The sequence below is a fragment of the Sorangium sp. So ce726 genome, from assembly GCF_051521405.1.
Lineage (GTDB): Bacteria > Myxococcota_A > Polyangia > Polyangiales > Polyangiaceae > Sorangium.
In genome coordinates this window covers 13,243,701-13,264,762 of record NZ_CP150349.1, presented here as the reverse complement: position 1 = coordinate 13,264,762, position 21,062 = coordinate 13,243,701, and the positions used below count along the sequence as shown (strand labels likewise).

The 21,062-nt window shown below is 69.4% G+C and carries 15 protein-coding genes; 8 read left to right on the top strand and 7 right to left on the bottom strand.

Annotation, left to right across the window (positions count from 1 at the left end; translation table 11 throughout):
* The first annotated feature begins 76 nt into the window (after positions 1–76).
* Both WME79_RS49470 and WME79_RS49465 read left to right on the top strand, forming a co-directional pair.
* Positions 77–220, top strand: coding sequence for a hypothetical protein (locus WME79_RS49470; RefSeq protein ID WP_437530192.1), 144 nt, complete (start codon positions 77–79; stop codon positions 218–220).
* A gap of 91 nt (positions 221–311) precedes the next feature.
* Entirely contained in the window at positions 312–1,172 is an 861-nt protein-coding gene (locus WME79_RS49465; RefSeq protein WP_437530189.1) for a carbon-nitrogen hydrolase family protein, read from the top strand.
* A gap of 134 nt (positions 1,173–1,306) precedes the next feature.
* Here WME79_RS49465 and speB read toward each other — a convergent pair whose 3' ends face one another.
* The 5 genes from speB to WME79_RS49440 all read right to left on the bottom strand — a co-directional run bounded on the left by speB (position 1,307) and on the right by WME79_RS49440 (position 12,019).
* Positions 1,307–2,287: an agmatinase gene (gene speB, locus WME79_RS49460; RefSeq protein WP_437530186.1), complete on the bottom strand. Its 981-nt coding sequence runs from the start codon at positions 2,285–2,287 to the stop codon at positions 1,307–1,309.
* A 357-nt stretch (positions 2,288–2,644) separates the two neighbouring features.
* A complete protein-coding gene (locus WME79_RS49455; RefSeq protein ID WP_437530183.1) occupies positions 2,645–3,718 on the bottom strand; it encodes a polyamine ABC transporter substrate-binding protein in 1,074 nt (357 codons plus the stop codon).
* A 713-nt stretch (positions 3,719–4,431) separates the two neighbouring features.
* On the bottom strand, positions 4,432–6,645 hold the full coding sequence (locus tag WME79_RS49450; RefSeq protein ID WP_437530180.1) for a SulP family inorganic anion transporter: 2,214 nt from the start codon (positions 6,643–6,645) through the stop codon (positions 4,432–4,434).
* A 216-nt stretch (positions 6,646–6,861) separates the two neighbouring features.
* Positions 6,862–9,948, bottom strand: coding sequence for an AAA family ATPase (locus WME79_RS49445; protein ID WP_437530177.1), 3,087 nt, complete (start codon positions 9,946–9,948; stop codon positions 6,862–6,864).
* 403 nt (positions 9,949–10,351) lie between these two features.
* Entirely contained in the window at positions 10,352–12,019 is a 1,668-nt protein-coding gene (locus tag WME79_RS49440) for a protein kinase domain-containing protein (RefSeq protein WP_437530175.1), read from the bottom strand.
* A 512-nt stretch (positions 12,020–12,531) separates the two neighbouring features.
* Here WME79_RS49440 and WME79_RS49435 point away from each other — a divergent pair.
* Both WME79_RS49435 and WME79_RS49430 read left to right on the top strand, forming a co-directional pair.
* Positions 12,532–13,692, top strand: a complete 1,161-nt coding sequence (locus WME79_RS49435) for a serine/threonine-protein kinase (RefSeq protein ID WP_437530172.1) — start codon at positions 12,532–12,534, stop codon at positions 13,690–13,692.
* A gap of 23 nt (positions 13,693–13,715) precedes the next feature.
* A complete protein-coding gene (locus tag WME79_RS49430) occupies positions 13,716–14,702 on the top strand; it encodes an NAD(P)H-quinone oxidoreductase (protein WP_437540100.1) in 987 nt (328 codons plus the stop codon).
* 13 nt (positions 14,703–14,715) lie between these two features.
* Here WME79_RS49430 and WME79_RS49425 read toward each other — a convergent pair whose 3' ends face one another.
* Together WME79_RS49425 and WME79_RS49420 are read right to left on the bottom strand one after the other, a co-directional pair.
* Positions 14,716–15,267: a DUF2452 domain-containing protein gene (locus WME79_RS49425; RefSeq protein ID WP_437530169.1), complete on the bottom strand. Its 552-nt coding sequence runs from the start codon at positions 15,265–15,267 to the stop codon at positions 14,716–14,718.
* A complete protein-coding gene (locus WME79_RS49420; protein ID WP_437530166.1) occupies positions 15,242–16,426 on the bottom strand; it encodes a hypothetical protein in 1,185 nt (394 codons plus the stop codon). Before WME79_RS49420 ends, WME79_RS49425 begins: the two co-directional genes overlap by 26 nt.
* Before the next feature lie 189 nt (positions 16,427–16,615).
* Between WME79_RS49420 and murA the strand changes: the two genes are divergently transcribed.
* The 4 genes from murA (at position 16,616) to sucC (ending at position 20,995) form a co-directional block, all read left to right on the top strand.
* On the top strand, positions 16,616–17,884 hold the full coding sequence (gene murA, locus WME79_RS49415) for a UDP-N-acetylglucosamine 1-carboxyvinyltransferase (RefSeq protein WP_437530164.1): 1,269 nt from the start codon (positions 16,616–16,618) through the stop codon (positions 17,882–17,884).
* On the top strand, positions 17,881–18,516 hold the full coding sequence (gene hisG / locus WME79_RS49410; RefSeq protein ID WP_437530161.1) for an ATP phosphoribosyltransferase: 636 nt from the start codon (positions 17,881–17,883) through the stop codon (positions 18,514–18,516). The genes murA and hisG overlap by 4 nt, the downstream gene beginning before the upstream one ends.
* A 121-nt stretch (positions 18,517–18,637) precedes the next feature.
* Positions 18,638–19,588: a hypothetical protein gene (locus tag WME79_RS49405; protein WP_437530158.1), complete on the top strand. Its 951-nt coding sequence runs from the start codon at positions 18,638–18,640 to the stop codon at positions 19,586–19,588.
* Positions 19,589–19,798: 210 nt separating this feature from the next.
* Complete coding sequence (sucC, locus tag WME79_RS49400) at positions 19,799–20,995, top strand: ADP-forming succinate--CoA ligase subunit beta (RefSeq protein WP_437530155.1); 1,197 nt, start codon at positions 19,799–19,801, stop codon at positions 20,993–20,995.
* The last annotated feature ends 67 nt before the right edge of the window (positions 20,996–21,062 follow it).

Here is a 21,062-nt window from a genome sequence, read left to right as displayed (position 1 = left end):
GCCGCAGCGGGCATAACCAAGCTCGTTCGGTCGCGCTCAGCGCACGAAGCCCTCCACCCCACCATCGATCACCAACGTGGACGTGAACGTTTACGTGGACGTTTACGTGGTCGTGGTCGTGGTCGTTCACGACCTACCGTTGACGACCACGACCACGTTCACGTCCACGTTCACGTTAACGTTCACGTCCACGACCACGTCCACGACCACGACCACGTAAACGTCCACGTAAACGTTCGGATGTAGGAGAACGCGGCGCGAAGCTTGGTTAACGCCTATGCGCCGCAGACGGGGTGTATAAGGTCGCTGGTATGGCTCGCCTCCTCCACGTCATCGGAGTCCAGTCCCGGCCCGTGCCCGGCGACCCTGCTGCGACGCTCGAGAAGCTCGAGCGCGAGGTACAGACGCTGGGGGCCTCGTTCCCCGAGGCGCAGCTCTACCTGTTTCCCGAGCTGTGGCTCACGGGGGATCACCCGTTCCGCCACACCTCCCCGTCGCACGAGCTCGCCCAGCCGATCCCGGGGCCGCTCACGAGGCGGCTCGGCGCGATCGCGCGCAGGGCTGGGAGATGGCTCTGCGCCGGGTCGATCTACGAGCGCGCGGGCGACAAGCTGCACAATACCGCGGTCGTCTTCTCGCCGAGCGGCAAGCTCGTCGCCCGGTACCGCAAGCTCTATCCCTGGATGCCCTTCGAGACCTGTGCGCCGGGCGATGAGCCCGCTCCCGTGTTCGACATCCCGCGCGTCGGCCGGCTGGGGCTCATGATCTGTTACGATGGCTGGTATCCCGAGGTCGCGCGCGGCCTGGCGCTGCGCGGCGCCGAGGTGATCTTGCACCCGACGCTCACCACGACGCCGGATCGCGAGGAGGAGCTCGTGCTCGCCCGCGCCCGCGCGATCGAGAACCAGTGTTATGTGGTGAACGTGAACGCCGCGGTGGAGATCGGCGGCGGGCGCTCCATCGCGGTCGATCCCGAGGGCCGCGTCCTCTTCCTGGGCGGCTCCGGGGAGGAGTACCTCGGGGAGGTGCTCGATCTCGACCGCGTCCAGACGGTCCGCGCACACGGCACGCGCGGGCTGAACCGGGTGCTCCGCCAGTTCACCGAAGACTCGCCAGAAGCCGTGTTCACGCCGTACCGAGAGCGCTCTCCGCGCCGCCGGACACGCTCGTAGACGCGACGCAGAGCGGCGGTCTCCCGCACAGGAGACGGGTCCAGATCGGCGTTTTCGGCGCGGAAGCGCACTCCTGTGCGCTGAGCACCGAAAACGACGAGATGGGCCCGTATCCGAAGCGGGTGACCGTCGCTCTAACGCCGCTCTCCCTCGGCCGGCTCCCTTGCTTTGTTTGCGCCAGGCCGGCACGCGATGAGCCCGAGCCCCTCCTGGGCGATGGTCGCCCCCGCAAGCGCCGTGATCTCACCCACGTCGTACGCGGGCGCGACCTCCACGACATCCATGCCGACGAGCGCGATGCCCTGGAGACCCCGCAGGATCTCCAGCGCGACCGCGGTGGACATCCCCCCGCAGACCGGCGTGCCGGTGCCGGGCGCGAAGCTCGGATCGAGGAAATCGATGTCGAACGTCAGGTAAACCTCGTGGTCTCCGACGATGTTACGAACGTGCTCGATCACCGCCCTCGCGCCATGGCGATGAATCCAGGGCGCGTCGAGCACCTGGAAGCCAAGCGTATCGGCGTTGTAGGTGCGGAGCCCGATCTGCGCCGAGCGGCTGGGCTCCACGAGGCCCTCCCGCGCCGCGTGGAAGAACATGGTGCCGTGATCGACCCGACCCGATCCGACCTCGTCGCTCCACGTGTCGGAGTGAGCGTCGAAATGGATCAGCGAGAGCTTCCCGCGCCGCTTGGACACGGCGCGCAGGATCGGATAGCTCACGAAATGATCCCCCCCGATCGAGAGGGGCGTCACCCCGGCGTCGAGGATGCGGCCGATGTGCTCCTCGATGGCGGCAGGGCTCTCCTCCGGACGCCCGTAATCCCAGACGCAGTCGCCGTAGTCCACCACGGCGAGCCGGTCGAGCGGATCGAACTCATAGCCGTAAGGGCGGTTCCACGCGAGGTGCGCCGAGGCCTCCCTCACCGCGCGCGGACCGAAGCGCGTCCCTGGGCGGTTGCTGGTCGCCGTGTCGAGGGGAATGCCGGTGACCGCCACATCGACGCCCGTCAGGTCGCGCGTGTACTTGCGGCGCAGGAAGGAGAGCGCACCGCTGTAGGTCGGCTCGCGCCGGATGCCATAGAGGCTCTCGCCCGTGAACGCGTTGTCTACGATCATGCCTCTCGCACGAGAACTGGTCTTGGAGCGATGATCTTCCATGGGGGTCCTTACCTTCAGATCGACACGCTCCACCGCGTCGCATCGGACGCCTTGGGCGCGGTGCGCTCCGGTGGCAGCGAGCTACGCCGCGCGCTCCAGCCGGGCTCGTCGCTCACGCGTCGGGGACGCGCCGGCGAGACGAGCGCCGCGCCAGAGTGACACGTCGATGGCAACGAAGCATTCAGTTTTGCAAGGGACTCCACGCAGCGGCCCGGTTTCCAGCTCGGGCGTGCGCTCGACACCGGCACGTCGCGCAGGATGGGCATCGGCGTGATCGGAGGCTGAGCACCTCGTTGGCGCGCCATCGCCTCGCGGTCAGTTCGACTTCACGGCCGCCCAGACCTCGTCGTAGAGCTTGGCCGACTCGCCGAGATCACGATGGGCCTCCAGGCGGGTCGCCATATCGCCCGTCGGATAGATGAGCTGGTTCGTGCGGTCTTCGACCGGCAGCTTGGCCTGCGCGGCGCTGTTCGGGGTCGCGTACTTCGTCATCATCGAGAGCTGCGCGCCGCCGTCGGGGGTCAGCATGTAATTGATGAACTTGTGAGCCATCTCGGGGTGGGGCGACTTGGTGGGCACGGTCATCACGTCGACCCAGATCACGGAGCCTTCCTTCGGAATGACGAGGGCGAGGCGATCCTTGTCCTCCCAGACCACCTTCTGCGCGTCCCCGTTCCAGACGACCGCCATGTCGACGGAGCCGCCCTTCACGTCCTGCGTCGCGCCGATGCCGCCCTTGAAGCCGAGGCACTTCGGATTGCTCTTGGCCTCCTTGAGGATGCGCCCGGCCTCCCGGATCTCTTCAGGCTTCGACGTGTTGCTGGAAAATCCCTTGTACTTCAGCGCCGCGCCGACCATGTCCCGCATCTCGTCGATCAGCACGAACGTCCCCGGCGTCTTCTGGGCGTCGAAGAGCACCCCCCACGTCGGATCCATGTTGGGGATCTTCTTCTTGTTGTAGATGATCGCGACAGTGCCCCACTGGTAGGGGATAGAATATTTGTTGCTCTCATCGAAGTTCGGGCCCGAGAACCGCGACTCGAGGTTCTTCAGGTTGGGGAGCTGGGCGTGATCCAGGGGGCGGATGAGCCCGCGCCGCGCGAGCCGCCCGCTGGCGTGGGCCGCCATCACGACGACGTCGTACTGCGCGTCGGCGCCCGCATAGGCGAGCTTGCTCTCCATCTCCTCGGTGGAGTCGTAGATCGTGAGCCGCAGGCGGGCGTTGTTCTGCGTCTCGAAGTCCTTGATGCTCTTATCGTCCAGGTAGTTCGGGAAGATGAGGACGCTGAGCTCGGAGGGCTGAGCCGCAGGTTCCTTGGCGCCCGACTCTGCACGTGCTTCAGCAGGAGCCTTATCTTTGCCGCAGGCGGCGACCGATAGGACACCCAACAGAATGGCTAATACCATCAGGGGTCGACGTTGAGTTTTCATAAGTTGTCCTTTCTCCAGCTGCTCAAGGCGGACAGGCCTGCGGGTGTTCGCTGGCGCGATGCTGGCCTCTGAGATCTCCGGAAGCGCAAACCAGCGGAGCGCGTCTGCGGACCGAGGCCCCCATCGGCCGGTAGGACGCGCGCGGGATGCCGGGAAGCCCCGGCCGCAACCCTATGGATCGTGGATTGCAAGCGCGCGTCCCCTTGTCAAGGAAAATGTGGTGCCCAGTAAGCACCGCGACTGGCCTTCTCATTCGGAGCGAAACCACGACTGTTCGCAAGCTTAGGCGAATCGTACATTCCGTGGCTCTGAATCCGAAAGAGATCGTCGAAATTGCATTCAAATGTGTGTTCGCCACGCATCCACGCGCATCTGGGATAGCGTTTACACGAGATTGTTCTCCCCCAGGTGAAACGGCGCGCGGCACGGCAATGCGTGTTTCGACGCTACCGGAACACAGGACCGCAATGTTCGCAGGCTGCGCTCGATGCTCGTGCGCGTCGTGCTCGATCGGATCTGCCGGATCCAGGTGCTCACGCGTGCAGCATTGAAGAGCGGGCACACCGGCTCCCCGGCGCGCAGCGCGCACCGGCGAGAGGCGTTCTGCCGTCGCACCATGCTGCAAGCGAGTCTCCACGGGAACGCAACGCTCCAGGCCGATCCGATCGAGTCTAGTTGAACAGCGATTTCACGGGCCCCGTCGAGTGCACGATCCTCCGGGCCAGCAGCGTGACCACGTTGTGATGGAAGGCCGCGGCCAGCTCGGGCGCCTCCGCCGTCATTCGCCGCAGCGCCTCCTCCGAGAGCCGGTAGAGCGTGGACTGCCGGCTGGCGGTGACCGTCGCCGACCGCTTCTCGCCCATGTAGAGCCCGGACTCGCCCACGACCGACCCCGGCCCCATCGTGCGGAGCCGCTTCACCTTCTTTCCGCCGATCTCGAGCCAGGCCGTGAGCTCGCCGCTCTCGATGAGATAGAGCTCCTTCGAGACATCTCCGGCCCGGAACAGATCGAACCCATCCGGGAGCTCCACGCGCTCGAGGTAGCCGAGAAAACGTAGCATTTCATCGCGACCGCCGAATACATCCTGGAGATCGTAGAACAGCATCGGAGGCGGCAGCATGCTGGGCGGCGCCTCCGCGATGATGTCCTTCTCACACGCCTCGAGGCCTCGATCCAGATCCGGGTAGATCTGGCAGACGTCGTCGCCGTCGCCGACGAAGACCTCGCCCCGCTCGAGGTGATTGCGGATGTCCACGCGCACCTCCGTGAAGAAGAGCTTGACGCTGTTCGCCTTGGCGAGCCTGCGGAGCCGGAGGAAGCTCGCGATGGCGGACGAGTCGATGCCGTTGACGTGGCGGAAGTCGAGCAGCAGATAGCGCACCTCACCGTCGTCGCTCTGGATGCGCTGCTGGGCGGTCGAGAGGAGATTGTACGCCGTCCCGAAGAAGATATACCCTTGGAGCTGGAGCACGTAGAGCTGCTTGGCGCGCTCCGTCAGGGTCATCTCCTCACCGTCGCTGCGAGCGACGTTGCTGCGCAGGTGGAGCCCGGAGATGGCGTTGCGCACCACCTCGATGCGGCTGTAGCTGAGCGCGAAGAGGATGAACGAGACGCCGAGCCCCACGCCGATGCCGACAAGGAAGCCCCGGACGGCGACGACAAGGAGGATCACTACGATGACGAAGTACTCGATGCGCCGCAGCCGGAACCAGCCCTCGTAGAGCGTGTTGATGAGGAAGTGGAATCCGAGATAGGCGATCAAGCCCCCGAGGACGGGGCGCGGGAAGTACAGGATGGCGTCGGCGCCGACGAAGAGCACGATGCAGCTGATCGCCGCCGCGACCAGCCCCGAGACGCGGCTATTCGAGCCGGCCTTGTAGCTCATCGACGACTCGGCCAGCGACAGGTAGCCGACCATGCCGCCAAAGAGGCCCGTGACGATGTTCGCGACGCCCGTGGCCCGCAGCTCGCGGTCGAGATCGATCTCCTGCTCGGTCGCGAGCTCGACGCCTGACGCGCTGAGCAGCACGGTGATGGCGGCCATGATCGTGACGGCGGCCATGTTGCCCGCGCTGCCGAACAGGACCGCCCAGTCCACCTTCCCGAAGTCCGAAGCGCCGATCGGCGGCCAGAGCGACGCGGTCGGGAACGGACCGAGGAGCCAGCCGCTGTCGAGCACCTGCTGCACGCTGACGCCGGCGAGGCCCAGCGAGACGTAGAACACAACGATCGAGCCCCCGAGCAGCACGGGGAGGAGCAGGAGCGACGAGAACCGCCGCAGCACCAGGAGGAGCAGGACGCCGAACACGATGCCCGGGAGGACCCGCTTCAGGAGCTCCGGATCCATCACCACGCTCGGAAAAATATCGAGCGTCGATGGTTGGCCGGACATCACCGAGATCGAGCCCTGGAGGAGGAGCCAGCCAGCGCCTGCGATGAAGCCGCCGGCGACGGGGTACGGGATGAAGCGGACCAGGATGCCGAGCCGTAAGAGGCCGAGCAGCAGGAAGAAACCGCCTGCGACCACGGAGGTGATCGCGATGGCGGCCACGACCGTCGGGAACGGGCTCGCCGCCGGGTCCTTCTGCGCGATGGCCGTCGTGATCGCCGCCGCCATCGAGGCGAGAATGACGGCGGCGTCCTCCTGCGGCGCGGCGATCACCGGCTTGTAGGAGCTGAGGAGTGACACGATCACGCCGACGATGACGGAGCTGATCAGGATGATGCCGATCCCTCTCGAGAGGTAATCGGCGAGCCCGTGGTTGAAGATCAGCGCGCCAAGTGAGATATCGAACGAGACGACCAGCGTCCCCGAGACCATTCCGGCGATCACGGCGGGCATGAGCTTGGAAGGCTTCGCCTTCTCAAGGAGCTCCTCGTTCAACAGCGCAGGTGACTCCTTTGTTGCCTGTCGTGTCATGCTCTTGGGAGACCTCTTGATCGATTGTCAGCGGAATTCGCAGGGCGGCGAGGGCCGGGGCGCGCCGGCGCCGCGCGGGCCGGCGGGGCCTCTGCACCGCGATCTAGGGAACGCGCGACGACGTCGGACGACGGGGTCGCCTTCGCGTGGGCGGAGGGCACGGCTGCGTCCCCCACCGGCTCAAGAGGCCCCCAGCTCACGCTCGATGGCAGCGGCCTGCTCCTGCAGGGCCTCCGCCTCGCCGAGGTGGCCGCTCAGCCGGTGCAGCTTCGCGAACTCCCCGAGGAGCCTCGCCTCCTCGCGCCGGTTCCCGATCTGCCGCTCGACCGTGATCGCGCGCGAGTAGAGCGTGCGGGCGGCGTCGTACCGGCCCTGGACGGCGTAGGCCATCCCGAGGCTCGCGAGCGTGAGCCCCTCGGCCGGCAGGTTGCCGGCCTCGCGCGCGGCGCGCAGCCCCTCCTCCCAGTACGTGCGCGCGTCGTCCGGCTGCTGCATCGCCCAGTGCGTGCGGCCGAGGCCGAGGAAGCCGAGCGACTCGGACCCGCGATCGCCGAGCTTCTGGGCGTCGGTGAGCACGCGAATGTGCTCCTGCCGCGCCTCCTGGTACCGCCCCCTCGCCTCGAGGACGTCGCGCGCGAACTCGTAGCGCACAACGACGCTCTCGGGCGTGGGCTCCGGCGAGAGCTTGAAGTAGACGCGGTAGAGGCGGGTCGCCTCCTCGTGGGCGTAGCGCGCCGCCGCCTTGCGGGCGCCCGCGAGGAAGTAGCGGCGCGCGTGGTCCACCTTGCCCGCGCGGCGCCAGTGGCGGCCGAGCGCGACGAGCTGGTCCTCGAGGTCGTCGCCGTAGAGGCTCTCGATCGCCTCGGCCGCGAGCCGGTGGAGCTCCTGGAGCCGCGCGCGGGACTGCATCTCGTAGGCCGCGTTGCGGAGGAGCGCGTTGCTGAACTGGAAGCGCCGCTCCGTCATCTGCGACCAGATGCACTGCGCCTCGCCGATGCGCACGTGCTCCTCGAGCACGGAGGCGTCGGGGAGCATCAGCGCGAGCACGCGCAGGTCGAACTCGCGCCCGAGGACGGCCGCGGCGACGATCGTCTGCTTCACCTTCGCGTCGAGCCGGTCGAGGCGCGAGATGAGCAGGCTGTTCACGTTCTTCGGCGGCATGAACGTGTTCGAGATCGAGATGGAGCTCGAGCTCGAGCCGTAGCGCCCGTCCTCGAGCCAGTAGGCGAGGATCTCCTGCGCGAAGAACGGGTTGCCGCCGGCCGTCTCGCAGAGGAGCGTCGCGAGCATGTCCGGCATCGGGCCGCCGAAGAACGGGACCGCGAGCGCGAGGAGCTGCTCGCGCGGCAGCGGCTTCAGCTCGATCACGTTCTCCGAGATGCCCGGGTCGAGCGGGATGCGCACGGGGGTGCCGTCGTCCTTGCGCCGCGTCGTACAGATGATCGCGATGGGCAGCCCCCGGCACGCGCGCGCGATCACGCGCACCGCCTCGAGCGAGTCCTCGTCAGCCCAGTGCGCGTCCTCGAGGTGCAGGATCACCGGCTGGAGCGACGCCTCGGCGAGGAAGACGAAGCTCAGCGCCGAGAGCGTGCTCGTGTACCGGAGCTTCGGGTGCAGGCGCTCGTACGGCGAGTCCTCCCAGCGGATGCCGATGAGCGCGGCGAACACCGAGCGCGCGCGATCGAGCTCGCGCTTCAGCGCGGCCTGGCTCTCGGGCAGGCGCTCGAGGAGGTACTCGAACGCGTCGTCGAAGTTCGTGAGCTTCTCTTCCTTGCCGAGCGCGGAGGACTCCCAGAAGTACTCCTTCAGCGCGAACTCGAACGCGTTCAGCGAGCTCTGGAGCGTCTGGTCGCAGCGCGCGTCGATCCACAGGAAGGGCCGGTCGCTCTGGTGCTCCTCGCACCGGTGGCGGAAGCGCTGCACGAGGTAGCTCTTCCCGAGCCCCGGCTCGCCGTCGATGTACGTGATCCCGGCCGGCTTGCCCTCGAAGATCGGCCCGACGTAGCGCGCGAGCTGCTCGATCTCCGCCTCGCGGCCGATGAGGCCGAGGTCGTAGAACTCCTTCTGGACCGAGATGCGGCGGCGCTCCAGCGAGTAGACGAGGATGGGCAGATCGAAGCCCTTGAACCGGAAGATGTTCTCCGTCGTCCACTGGTAGCTCGTCTCCCCGGCGCGGAAGACCTGCTCGTCGGCCCAGATCGCCGACCAGGGGGCCTTCGCGACGAGGCGCGCGGCGAGGTTCGTCGCGCGGCCGATGCACGCGAACTCGTGGCGCTCGGTGCCGCCGTTGAAGCCGGCATACCGGACGTCGCGCGTGATCCCCGCCCGGAGGCGCATCTGCCGGAGGCCGCGCTTCTTCAGCTCCAGCGCGAAGTCGAGCGCGCGATCGTTGTCGTTCTCGTGGGTGATCGGCGCGCCGAAGTGGATCAGCGCGGCGATGCCGAGATCGCCCGCGTCGATGCCCGTGAAGGTGCCGCCGTAGAGCTCGGAGAGCTCGTGCAGGAGGCGCGTGAGCTCCGCGAAGCTCGGGATCTGCTCGAACGAGAGGAAGACGCTCGTGACGTTGCGGAACTCGCCCTCCGGGGGCATGTCCGCGACGCCCCTCGCCACGAACGCGGTGCCCTCGCCGCGCGGCGGGTTCCTCGGGACCTGCGGCATCCTGGGCGCCGGCACGTCGCCGAGCTTGTAGACGCCCTCGCCGTGGTACTTCGCGCTTGCGGGCGGGATGCGATCGCAGAGCGCGCGGTCGAGGAGGATGTCGCCCTTCAGCGCTTGCCGCTCGATCGCGACGCACGCGGCGAGCGCCTGCCCGTGGAAGTGGTAGTACGCGCGCTCCGGGGAGATGCGGACGATGCCCCACTCGACCGAGCCCCACGCGAGCCCCATCCGGAACGAGAACGGGAAGCTGCCGAAGGGCGTGTCGCGCTCAGGGTGCTCCGCGAACAGGTCGCGCATCGCGAGCGCCGCGCCGAGCACGTACTCCGCGACCTTGCGGTCTGGCGTGTCCTGGAACAGCGCCGTGAACGCGTCGCCCGCGAAGTTCGTGATGAAGCCCCCGGCGTGGTGGACCGCGGCGATGAGCGGGTCGAAGTAGTACCGGAGCGTTCCGGCGAGCGTCTCCGCGCCCGCGCGGCCGTGCTGCATCAGCTTCTCCGTGAGCTCGGTGAAGCCGGGGATGTCGATCATCAGCACCGCCCCCGTGAAGCTGCCCTCGGTGTTGCCGAGAGCGTCTTGCTGGATGATGAAGTCGGGGACGAGCGGGTTCATTTCCTTGCTCCTCAGCAACGGATCCCGCTTGGAATCGGCCTGGGAAGCGCGTCTGCGGGACGCAGAGCCTGGAGTCTACTGCCGGCGGGAACGGATGAATACCGGGATCTTCGATCGATCGTTCGGTCGATCTGCACGGGCTGGATTCGCCGCTGGATTTGGCGTTTCTCACGCTGCCGCTGCGCGGGCTGGTGAGCGTGCGCGTGTCCGTGCGCGCACTCCTGCGCAACTTCCGGAGATTGCGGCACATCGTCTCCTTCGCCGTGCGCACCGCGCGGGGGGTGCCCGTCGACAGAAAGCCTGGAACAAGGTGCCTCCACGTCAGCGAGGACATCCGCCCAGAGCGGCCGCGCGGTGAAGACAGACGGGGAGACGACGATGTGGTGTGGGGGGCGCTGGAGGGTCATCGTTCGATCTGGATATCCAGCGGCCGAGGAGAAGGAGGCGGGGGCGGCGCGTCGGGGGCGGGCGCGGGCCTGACGGCCGGCCGGCCAGAGTAGGGGCGAGGCGCCGGGGCGGCCGGGGGCGGCGTCGGCGCGGCAGGCGTGCTCGTCGGTGCCGCGGCCTGCTTCGTGAGCGTCGCGACCAGGCGCACGGACTGATCGGAGGGGCCCTGGACGATCGAGTACGGCTCGTACCCCTCGTGCCGCACGGTCAGCCGGCGCGGGTTGGCGCGCACGGAGCTGTTCGAGAGCGACAGCTGGAGCGGCGTGTTCCCGAGCGGCTTGCCGTCTTCCAGCACCTCGGCGCCGGACGGCATGGACTCGACCATCAGCACGAACGACCCGACGTCGGCGGGCGGCGGCGCGACCTGCGGCTTCTCCTGTTGCGCGGCGGCCGGCGTCGGCGGCGGCTCGCTGGAGCGCATCTGCGACATCGCGACGCCGATGCCCGCGACGGCGAGGACGCCCACCGCGACGAGCACGATGCCCTTGCGGCCCTGCGGCGCGGCGTCGGCAGGGCGCGAGGCGGCGCCGAGCGAGGCGTCGTCCACCTGCGAGGTCGTGGCGCCGGACGTCGACGTGGGCGACGACGAGCTGGCGGGGATCGCCGTCATCACGCGCACGGGCGGCATCGGCGTCGGCATCCTGCCGGTGCCGGTGGAGTCCATGGTCACGAGGCCCGTCGAGCCGAACGCCGGGGAGAGGCCCATCGCCTGCGCGCACTCGCCGAGCCCGCGGATGAGGGCCTCCATGTTGGCCGGTCGGCCGTCCGGATCCTTCGACAGGCAGCGCAGCACGAACGCCTCGAGCGGCTCGGGCACGTCGGCCTCGGGGTTGCGCTCTTTCATCCGCGGGACGGGCTGCTGCAGGTGGGCGATCAGGATCTGGACCGAGTTCTGCGCCTCGAACGGGACCTTCCCGCAGAGCATCTGATAGAGGATCACGCCCAGCGAGTACACGTCCGTCCGCAGATCGACCTTGCCGTGCGAGATCTGCTCCGGCGACATGAAGCGCGGGGAGCCGAGGAACGAGCCCTGCTGCGTGAGCTCCTCCGAGTCGTCCGCGAGCACCTTCACGAGGCCGAAATCGAGGATCTTGACGAGCTCGCCGGTGTCCTCACCGGGGACGAGCATGACGTTCGACGGCTTCAGATCGCGGTGCACCACGCCGTGCTTGTGCGCCTCGCGCAGCCCGCGGGCGATCTGCCGGGCGATGCCCATCGAGTCGGGCGCCGAGAGGCGGCCGGCCTTGCGCAGCCGCCGGAAGAGCGTCTCGCCCTCGAGGAACTCCATGGCCATGAAGTACCGCTCGGGCTCCATGTTCTCGACTCGGCCGTAGTCGAAGACCGTGACGATGTTCGGGTGCTGGAGCCTGGCGAGGATGCTCGCCTCGAGGAAGAAGCGCTTATGAAAGTTGGGGTCGATTTGATTCGATGAGTTCGTGGGCGTCAGGACCTTGATCGCGACCTGCCGCTCGAGGGCGATCTGCTCGCCGCGATAGATGACGCCCATGCCGCCCGTCGCAAGGAGGGAGTGGATCTTGAACTTCTGATTCAAGACCTTTCCCAGCAGCGGATCGGACTCACCGCTGGCCGAGGCACCGTCCGAAAGCTTCTCCGCCGTGCTCATGGCCTCTGTCTCTTTCCCCTTCCCATCCCGCTGGCCCCCACTGCTGGCAGTCGGGGAAAGCGTACCCCGAGCCCGTTACGCGCTGCCTAACGCTCGACTTACGTTCGACTTACGTACTGGTTCACGTGCTGGTCAACGTTCAGGTCGACGTGCCGGCTCACGTTCCGGTTTACGTTTTCGCTTACGTTCTTGCTTACGTTCTTGCTTACGTTCTTGCTTACGTTCTGATGCAAATTCTGGTACCCGCCTCGCTGCGGCACCTCTCGCGCTCGTCGGGTTGGCTTTCGGACCGGCTGCGGCACGTCTGAGCTCAGCCTACCGTAAGCCGCGAGCCGATCCAACCCAGCTGCTGAAGATGACATGGGTTGGCTACCCAACCACACGCTGTGGGCGTGCCCCCCCAGCCGGGACGCTCGCTCCCTGAACGAGCTTGCTGCATGGGCGGATGTACCCGTACTCTGACCGGGTCCCCGATGCCGCCGCAGCACTTCATCCGATGCCAGGCGTGCGGGTTGCCACACCCGTCGGACACCGAGAGGTGCCCGGTGCACGGCACGGCGCTCACGCCGAGCGTCGCCCCGCCCTCCTCGACACGGGTACCGCCGACGAGCAGGGGCGAGTCGGGGTGGCCGGTGGACGGGCCGCTGCCGCCCGATATCGATCCCGATCAGCCACGGCCGACGAAGGAAGCGCCGCTCGTCGGCCGCTTGCTGCACGACCGCTACCGCATCCTCGGCGTCATCGCGAAGGGCGGGATGGGGATGGTCTACGACGCGATCCACATCGGCCTGCGGCGCCGGGTCGCGATCAAGACGCTCCGCGGCCAGTACGCTCAGAGCAAGACGGCCATCGCGCGCTTCCACAACGAGGCCGCCGTCGCCGGCCGCTTCGGCCATCCGAACATCGTCGAGGTCTACGATCTGGGCGTGCTCGACGACGGCACGCCGTACCTCGTGATGGAGCGGCTCGAGGGCGAGACCATCACCGAGCGGCTCGCGCGAGAGCGCCCCATGCCCATTCCCGTCGTGCTGGATGTGGCTGTCCAGGTGCTCAGCGCGCTCGTCGTCACGCACACCGAGGGCATCCTCCACCGCGATCTCAAGCCGGACAACATCTGTCTCGTCGGCGGCGGCCGCGGCCCGCTCACCGTGAAGGTGCTCGACTTCGGCGTCGCCGAGGCGTTCAACACCGGGGTGGCGCCGTCGATCCTCGTCTCGATGGCCGCCGCGGGGAGCCACGCGATCGCCGGCACGCCCGCGTTCATGGCCCCGGAGCAGGCGCAGGGCGTCCGCGATCTCGACGCGCGCGCGGACCTCTACTCGGTGGGCATGCTGCTCTACGTGATGCTCACCGGGCAGCTGCCGTTCAAGGCGCCGACGGCCGCCGCCCTGCTCGCGGAGATCCAGCGCGTGAAGCCGATCCGCCCGCGCATGCTGCGGCCCGAGGTGCCCCACTCGCTCGACGTCGCGACGATGCGCGCGCTCGCGCTCGATCGCGAGGAGCGCTTCCCGAGCGCGGCCTCGATGATGGACGCCCTCGAGCAGGTGCAGATCGAGGCGGCGATCGGCGGCAACGCGCCGGCCGAGCCGGAGGCGGAGCCGGTCGATCCGGACTCCGAGAAGGTGGAGTACTTCTACCGGAAGAGCGTGCTCCCGCCGCCGATGGAAGAATGAACGGCACGGGCGGCACATCGAAGATGCGCGCCGTCGTCATCCGCGAGCCGGGCGGGCCGGAGGTCCTCGAGGTGCGCGAGGTCGATGCGCCCGACGTGCCCGATGGTCACGTGCGCGTCGCCGTCCGCTTCGCCGGGGTGAACCGCGCCGATCTGCTCCAGCGGCTGGGCTTTTACCCGGCGCCGCCCGGCGCGCCGCAGGACGTGCCGGGGCTCGAGTACTCCGGCGTGGTCGAGGCCACGGGGAAGGGCGCGCGCCGCTTCGCGCCGGGCGATCGCGTCTTCGGCCTCCTCGCGGGCGGCGCCTACGCCGAGCGGGTCGTCGCGCACGAGCGCGAGGTCGCGCCGGTGCCGGACGGGCTCACGGACGAGGAGGCGGCGGCGGTCCCCGAGGCGTTCGTCACCGCCTACGACGCGCTCGTGACGCGCGCCCGGCTCGCGCCCGGCGAGCGCGCGCTCGTGCACGCGGTCGGCAGCGGCGTGGGCACGGCCGGCCTCCAGATCGCCCGCGCGCTCGGGTGCTTCGTCGTCGGGACGTCGCGCACGCAGGACAAGCTGGATCGCTGCCGCGAGCTCGGGCTGCACGCCGGGATCGCGACGTCGGGCGCGACGTTCGCGGACGAGGTGCTGAAGGCGACCGGAGGCGCGGGGGTCGACGTTGTCCTCGAGCTCGTCGGAGGCGCGTACGTCGGCGAGGACCTCAAGGCGTGCGCGTCCAAGGCCCGGATCGCGCTCGTCGGGCTGACGGCCGGCGCGTCCACGGAGCTCGATCTGCGCGAGCTCCTGCGGAAGCGCATCGAGCTCTTCGGCACCGTGCTCCGCTCGCGCCCGCTCGAGGAGAAGATCGCGGCGGCGCAGGTGCTCGAGCGGAACATCTCCCCGTGGCTCGCGAGCCGCGCCGTGAGGCCGGTCGTGGACCGGGTCTTCCCGATCAGCGATGCCGCCGCGGCGCATATTTACGTCGCCAGCAACGCGTCGTTCGGGAAGGTGCTGCTCCAGCTCGGCGGGTGATCGAGCGCCGCGGTCACGCGCCGCGGCCGGTGAGCCGCGCGAGCGCGCCGGCCTCCGCGTCGTGCGCCCCGGCCTCGTCAGCCGGCGTCCACGACATGTCGACCTCGAGGCGGTACGAGCCCTCGAACGCGTGCGGCGGCGAGCCGCCCCACTCCTCGGGCGAGAGCATCGAGAGGTAAGGGACGCCGTCGCCGCGCCGGTACAGGTGGTAGACGTGGCCGGGCCGCTTCTTGAAGTTGCACGCCGCCCGGTGGAGCTCGCCGTCGCGCTGCGCCGCCTCGAGGACCCGCCGCGCCTCGTCCTGGAGCGACCGGATCTGCCGCGCGATCTGCGCGAGCTTGCCGCCGGTGACCGCGCCGAGCAGCGCGTCCGCCTGCTGGATCTCCCGCGCCACGTCGACGAGCTCGTGCGGCGCAGAGAGCCGGCTCAGGGGATACGGCGAGGTGCGGGAGGGCCCCTCGTGGCGGCCGCCGCCGTGCTTCGTGTAGCCGTCGTCGCTCATGCGGTCCACGTCGTCATGGATCGTCCACGGCCCGGCGTCACGGGTCCGGGCACCCATCTTCATCCGCGACGCCGTCCTCGTCTTCCTTCTGCGTGGGGCAGCGGTCCTCATCGTCGAAGACGCCGTCTTCGTCGTTGTCCCCCTCGGGGCACCCGTCGTCGTCCTGGAAGCCGTCGCGGTCCTCCGGGAGCTCACGGCACTGATCGACGTCGTCCGGCACGCCGTCCTTGTCGGCGTCGTGGACGCGCGGGGTCCACGCCACCGAGAGGACGGCGCGCAGGGGCGCGGTGCCGACCCCGCCGGCCAGCGCCGTCTCGACGCCGGCCAGGAACGAGACGTCGCCCAGCGCGTAGCGCGCGGCGAGGCCGAGCTCCAGCGCGGCCGCCTCCTGGTTCTCGAACGGCGCGATCGGCGAGAGCGGGAGGTGCCCGTGCGCCTCCAGGAAGAACGTGGCGCGCCCCTCCGGGTCGATGCCCAGGATCTGCGGCCGGAGCGAGAGGCCGAGGCCGAACGGGAGCTCGTGCCCGAACACCGTGGGGCACGGATCGTCGCCCGCGGCAGAGGCCGGGGTCGCCTCGCACCCGAAGCGGGCCTCGCCGGCGCGGAGCTTGAGCCCCGCCGCGACGTGCGCGCCGAACGCGATCAGGCGGTACTCGGCGAGGAGCCTGAGCTCGTTCGTGACGCCCCCCTCCCCCACGAACGACGCCTCGTCCCCCGTGGGCAGCGTGAAGCGCTCGTGCAGCGCGACCGCGAGCCCGCCGAGATCGCCGCCGGTGGGCTGCACGAGCGTGAACTTGCCGACGAGGCCGAGATCGCCGAGCGCCTGCGCCGGGAGCCACGTGTCGCCGAGCACCCGCGTGGCGTCGGACATGGGCGCGTCGCCGGTCTGGTGGAGGACCACGGGCAGCGTGAGCCCGACGAGCAGGCGCCGCGCGATGCCCACGCCGGCCGCAAAATCCGCGCTGAACTGGTGGCGGATGACGTCGAAGCGGACCGCATCCGAGGCCGGATCGCGGAGCACGATGGGTCGGTAGGCGTACGAGGCCCAGAGGCTCGCGCTCCACTCGCCCGTGTCCGGGGTCGCCGCGGGCTCGAGGTAGACGCCGGCCCCGGGGTCGATCGAGGCGCGGAACCCGCGGAGATCGGCCGACGGCTGCGCGGCAGCGAGCGGGGCCACAGACGCGGCGAGCAGCGAGGACAGGGCGATGGCGCTCGGTCGCATGGCCGGTGGAGACTAGACGAGCGCACGGGAAGCGCACGGGAAAGTGGGCCCCGTCGTCCGCCCGCCGCGCGCTGCGCGCCGGCCGTGATCGCGATGGCCAGCGCCGAGCACGGGGCGAAACACGGCGCGAGGCGCGCGGTCGGCCCCCGAAACATCGCGTTCCGCCGCGGGTTGTGCGATAGCGGGGGCATGGACTCCATCCGGATCCGGGGCGGGAAGCCGCTCTCCGGCAAGATCCGCATCAGCGGCGCGAAGAACGCCGCGCTGCCGATCCTCTGCGCGACGCTGCTCTCCGACGGGGAGAGCTTGCTCCGCAACGTGCCCGCGCTGCGCGACATCGAGACGACCTCGGCGTTGCTCCGGTTCCTCGGACGCGACGTCGAGACCGCGCCGCCGCTCGTGAAGGTCGGCGCCGGCGACAACGTGCGGCCCGAGGCCCCTTACGAGCTCGTCAAGCAGATGCGCGCGAGCGTCATGGTCCTCGGCCCGCTGCTGGCGCGCTTCGGCCGCGCCAAGGTGTCGCTCCCCGGCGGCTGCCAGATCGGGACGCGCCCGGTGGATCAACACCTCAAGGGCCTCGAGGCGCTCGGCGCGACGATCCGGCTGTCGCGCGGCTACATCGTCGCGGAGTGCAAGCGGCTCCGCGGCGCCGAGGTCGTGTTCGATCTGCCGACGGTGACCGGCACCGAGAACCTGATGATGGCCGCGGCGCTCGCGAAGGGGCGCACCACGCTGGTGAACTGCGCGCGCGAGCCCGAGGTCGAGGAGCTCGGCCGGGTGCTCAACAAGATGGGCGCGCGCGTGAGCGGCGCCGGCACGGACGTCATCCACATCGAGGGCGCGGACGAGCTGGAGCCGTTCGATCACGCGATCATCTCCGATCGGATCGAGGCCGGCACGTACATGGTCGCGGCGGCCGCGGCCGGCGGCGACGTGCTGATCGAGAACGCGCCGCTCGAGGACCTCGAGGCGGTCGCGGCCAAGCTCCGCCAGGCGGGCGTCGAGGTGGGCCGCGAGGGCGAGTGCGTGCGCGTCCGCCGCGAGGGGCGGCCGCTGCGCGCCGTCGACGTCACGACGGCGCCGCACCCGGGCTTCCCGACCGACATGCAGGCGCAGTTCATGGTGCTGATGTGCCTCGCGCAGGGCACGTCTCGCATCGTCGAGACCATCTTCGAGAACCGCTTCATGCACGTCCCCGAGCTCGCGCGGATGGGGGCGCACATCGACGTGGACGGCCACACGGCGCACGTGCACGGCGGCGCGCCGCTGTCGGGCGCGAGCGTGATGGCCACCGATCTTCGCGCGAGCGCGTCGCTCGTCATCGCCGGGCTCGTGGCGACCGAGGGCGAGACCGAGGTGCTGCGCGTTTACCACCTGGATCGCGGCTACGAGTTCATGGAGCGCAAGCTCGCGCAGCTCGGCGCCGACACGGTGCGCGTCGAAGGGCGGGCCGGATGACGAAGCCCCTCACCATCGCCGTCCCCAAAGGGCGGATCCTGAAGGACCTCATCCCGCTCGTGCGGCGCGCGGGCCTCGACAGCACGCCCCTCGAGGAGAACGATCGCCGCCTGGTCCGGCCGACGGCGGACGGCGCGTTCCGGTACGTGTTCCTGAAGCCGGACGACGTCCCGACCTACGTCGAGTACGGCGCCGCCGATCTCGGGGTCTCCGGCCGTGACACGCTCCTCGAGCGCCGGCACGATCTCTACACGCCGCTCGATCTCGGCATCGGCCGCTGCCGCTTGGTCGTGGCCGGTCCGGAGGACACGCCGATGCCCGATCTGCCGCGCGTCGCCACGAAGTACCCGCGGATCGCCGGGGATCACTTCGCGAGCAAGGGCGTGGTGGCGGAGATCATCCCCGTCCACGGCTCGGTGGAGCTCGCGCCGCTCGTCGGGCTCTCTCACCTGATCGTCGATATCGTCGAGACGGGCTCGACGCTGCGCGAGAACCGCCTCGAGGTGCTCGAGACGGTCACCGAGGTGAGCACGCAGCTCATCGCTAACCGCGCGTCCTACAAGCTGCGGAGCGACACCATCCGCCCGCTGGTCGAGCGCCTGCGGGCCGCGACGGCCGCCGCGGGGCGGTGATCGCCGCGGGGGCGCTCGTCGCCGCTCGCTGATCGAGGACAGCCGCCGTCCGGAGACCCAGAGAGAGGAGGCCCAGCTGCTACCGCACCTCGCCGCGCTCCCGGCCGACATCGACACCTGGGTGGGAGGGGGGACCAGCGTCGTCGCGGGCGTGCACCGCGAGCAGCCCGCGGCCCTTCGCTTCGACGCGCTCGCGCAGGCCGAGGTCGGGCTCCGGCTCGCGAGCGGCTCGCTGTACTTCCGGCTCGATCTCGACGTGCAGGCGACCACGGCGCCGCTCGGCCTGCCCGCGTTCGGGCTGCCGGCGTTCGTTTATCCCACGTGGTCCTTGCCGACGCCGGGGATCAAGATCGGCCCGCCCGAGTGGGCGATGCTCCAGATTGGCCGCGAGGATCACCACCTCCGGCTGGGCATCATCACGCACCCGATTGGCATCGAGGACTGGGACGGCTGGATCAACGCTTTCCCGACAACCTCGACCATGATCAGCACCGTCCCGGGCCGGATGCTCGGCGTCGAGCCCGGGCTAGTCCTCGGCGAGGGATACGAGATCAACCTCTTCGGCGGCTTCGATCTCGACGTCGACGCGCCGACGTTCGGCGCCGGTCTCACCACGATGCAGCCGCTCTGGTCGACCTGGTCGGGCGTCGCGCTGTATCCGTCGATCGATTTCTACTCGGCGGTCGTCGCCCTGGAGCTCTACCCGGCCGAGGCGCTGACCGTGTCGATCGACGGCAGCGTCGGGCTGGTCGGCGCGGCGGACGAGGCGGGAGCGATCGCGCTGAAGCCCTGGGTGGGAGGCGAGATCATCGCCAATCTCCTTCCGAAGGTGGCAATCCATCCGGTCTTTCGAATCCAGGCTCTCCACGAGCCCGGGGGCGCGCTGTCTGCCTTCCTGTTCGCGCCTCAGCCGAGCGTCTCCGCGAGCGCCGGGCTCACTTACACGCCGTTCGATGAGCTCAAGATCAGCCTCGAAGGCAAGGTCTCCAAGGTCGAGGACGACGTCATGCCCGGCCTGTTCGCCCTCGTGGCGCTCCGCCGGCCTGAGCCGCCGCCCTACGCCGCCAAGTGAGGCGACGGAAGCGGCGCCGCGCCGCCGCACTTTTCCATGGATGGGTGAGTCGGCGCGAAACACTCGAAACGTAACGTGCCGGAGCGTAACGAAACGTAACACGTAACTCACACGCGCCCGCGCGTTGCCCGCGCGTTGACTGACGTCCGTCGACCCTGTTTTTCGAGTCTCGCGCGGGCGCGGCCTTGTGATAGGGTGGCGGCCCCTCTCATGAAAATCCACGAGTATCAAGGCAAGCAGCTCTTCGCTCGCTACGGAGTGCCGGTACCGAAAGGGGAGCCCACTTTCCAGACGAGCGAGGTGGCGCCGATCGCCGATCGGCTGATCGCCCAGACAGGCAACCCGGTCGTCGTCGTGAAGGCGCAGATCCACGCGGGCGGCCGCGGCAAGGGCGGCGGCGTCAAGGTCGCGAAGGGCGGCAGCGCGGAGGCGACCGCCCTCGCCGAGAAGATCCTCGGCATGCAGCTCGTCACCAAGCAGACGGGCCCCGAGGGGCAGAAGGTCCGGCGGCTCTACATCGAGCAGGGCCTCGACATCGCGCGCGAGCTCTACTTCGCGATGCTCGTCGATCGCGAGCGCCGCCGCGTCGCGGTGATCGCCTCGACCGAGGGCGGCATGGACATCGAGGAGGTGGCCCACAGCACGCCGGAGAAGATCTACAAGCTCTTCATCGATCCGGTGCTCGGCCTCGCCCCGTACCAGGGGCGGCAGCTCGCGCTCGCGCTCGGGCTCACCGCGAAGGAGACGCAGCGCCAGTTCCTGAAGCTCGTGGCCTCGCTCTACGCCTGCTTCACCGCGGAGGACTGCTCGCTGCTCGAGATCAACCCGCTCGTCGTGACCGGCGCCGGCGACGTCTTCGCGCTCGACGCGAAGGTGAGCTTCGACGACAACGCCGAGTTCCGGCACGCCGACTGGAACGGGATGCGCGACGTCGACGAGGAGGATCCGGTCGAGCTCCAGGCGAAGCGGGCCGGACTCTCCTACGTGTCGCTCGACGGCGACATCGGCTGCCTCGTGAACGGCGCCGGGCTCGCGATGGCGACGATGGATATCATCCTCCATTACGGCGGAAAGCCGGCGAACTTCCTGGACGTCGGCGGCGGTGCCTCGCAGGAGCAGGTCAAGACCGCGTTCCAGATCATCCTCCGGAGCGAGCGGGTCCGCGGCATCTTCGTGAACATCTTCGGCGGCATCATGCGCTGCGACGTCGTCGCGGCCGGGGTCATCGCCGCGGCGAAGGAGCTCGGGCTCAAGGTGCCTCTCGTGGTGCGCCTCGAGGGGACGAACGTCGAGGCCGGCCGCAAGCTGCTCGACGAGAGCGGCCTGACCATCCAGTCGGCGAGCTCCATGGCCGACGGCGCGCAGAAGATCGTGGCCGCCACGCGCGGCGGCAAGGCCGGCGCCTAGGGCGCCCGCGAGCACCGAGCCTCGAACCCAGTTGAGCAGCGAGCCAGCGGCGGTGGCCGAGCTCCTG

Bases quoted from the DNA above. Each gene is read 5' to 3' on its own strand.
- WME79_RS49465 (WP_437530189.1), top strand. From the start codon at position 312: ATGGCTCGCCTCCTCCACGTCATCGGAGTCCAGTCCCGGCCCGTGCCC.
- speB (WP_437530186.1), bottom strand. From the start codon at position 2,287: ATGATCGTAGACAACGCGTTCACGGGCGAGAGCCTCTATGGCATCCGG.
- WME79_RS49445 (WP_437530177.1), bottom strand. From the start codon at position 9,948: ATGAACCCGCTCGTCCCCGACTTCATCATCCAGCAAGACGCTCTCGGC.
- WME79_RS49440 (WP_437530175.1), bottom strand. From the start codon at position 12,019: ATGAGCACGGCGGAGAAGCTTTCGGACGGTGCCTCGGCCAGCGGTGAG.
- WME79_RS49430 (WP_437540100.1), top strand. From the start codon at position 13,716: ATGCGCGCCGTCGTCATCCGCGAGCCGGGCGGGCCGGAGGTCCTCGAG.
- WME79_RS49425 (WP_437530169.1), bottom strand. From the start codon at position 15,267: ATGAAGATGGGTGCCCGGACCCGTGACGCCGGGCCGTGGACGATCCAT.
- WME79_RS49420 (WP_437530166.1), bottom strand. From the start codon at position 16,426: ATGCGACCGAGCGCCATCGCCCTGTCCTCGCTGCTCGCCGCGTCTGTG.
- murA (WP_437530164.1), top strand. From the start codon at position 16,616: ATGGACTCCATCCGGATCCGGGGCGGGAAGCCGCTCTCCGGCAAGATC.
- hisG (WP_437530161.1), top strand. From the start codon at position 17,881: ATGACGAAGCCCCTCACCATCGCCGTCCCCAAAGGGCGGATCCTGAAG.
- sucC (WP_437530155.1), top strand. From the start codon at position 19,799: ATGAAAATCCACGAGTATCAAGGCAAGCAGCTCTTCGCTCGCTACGGA.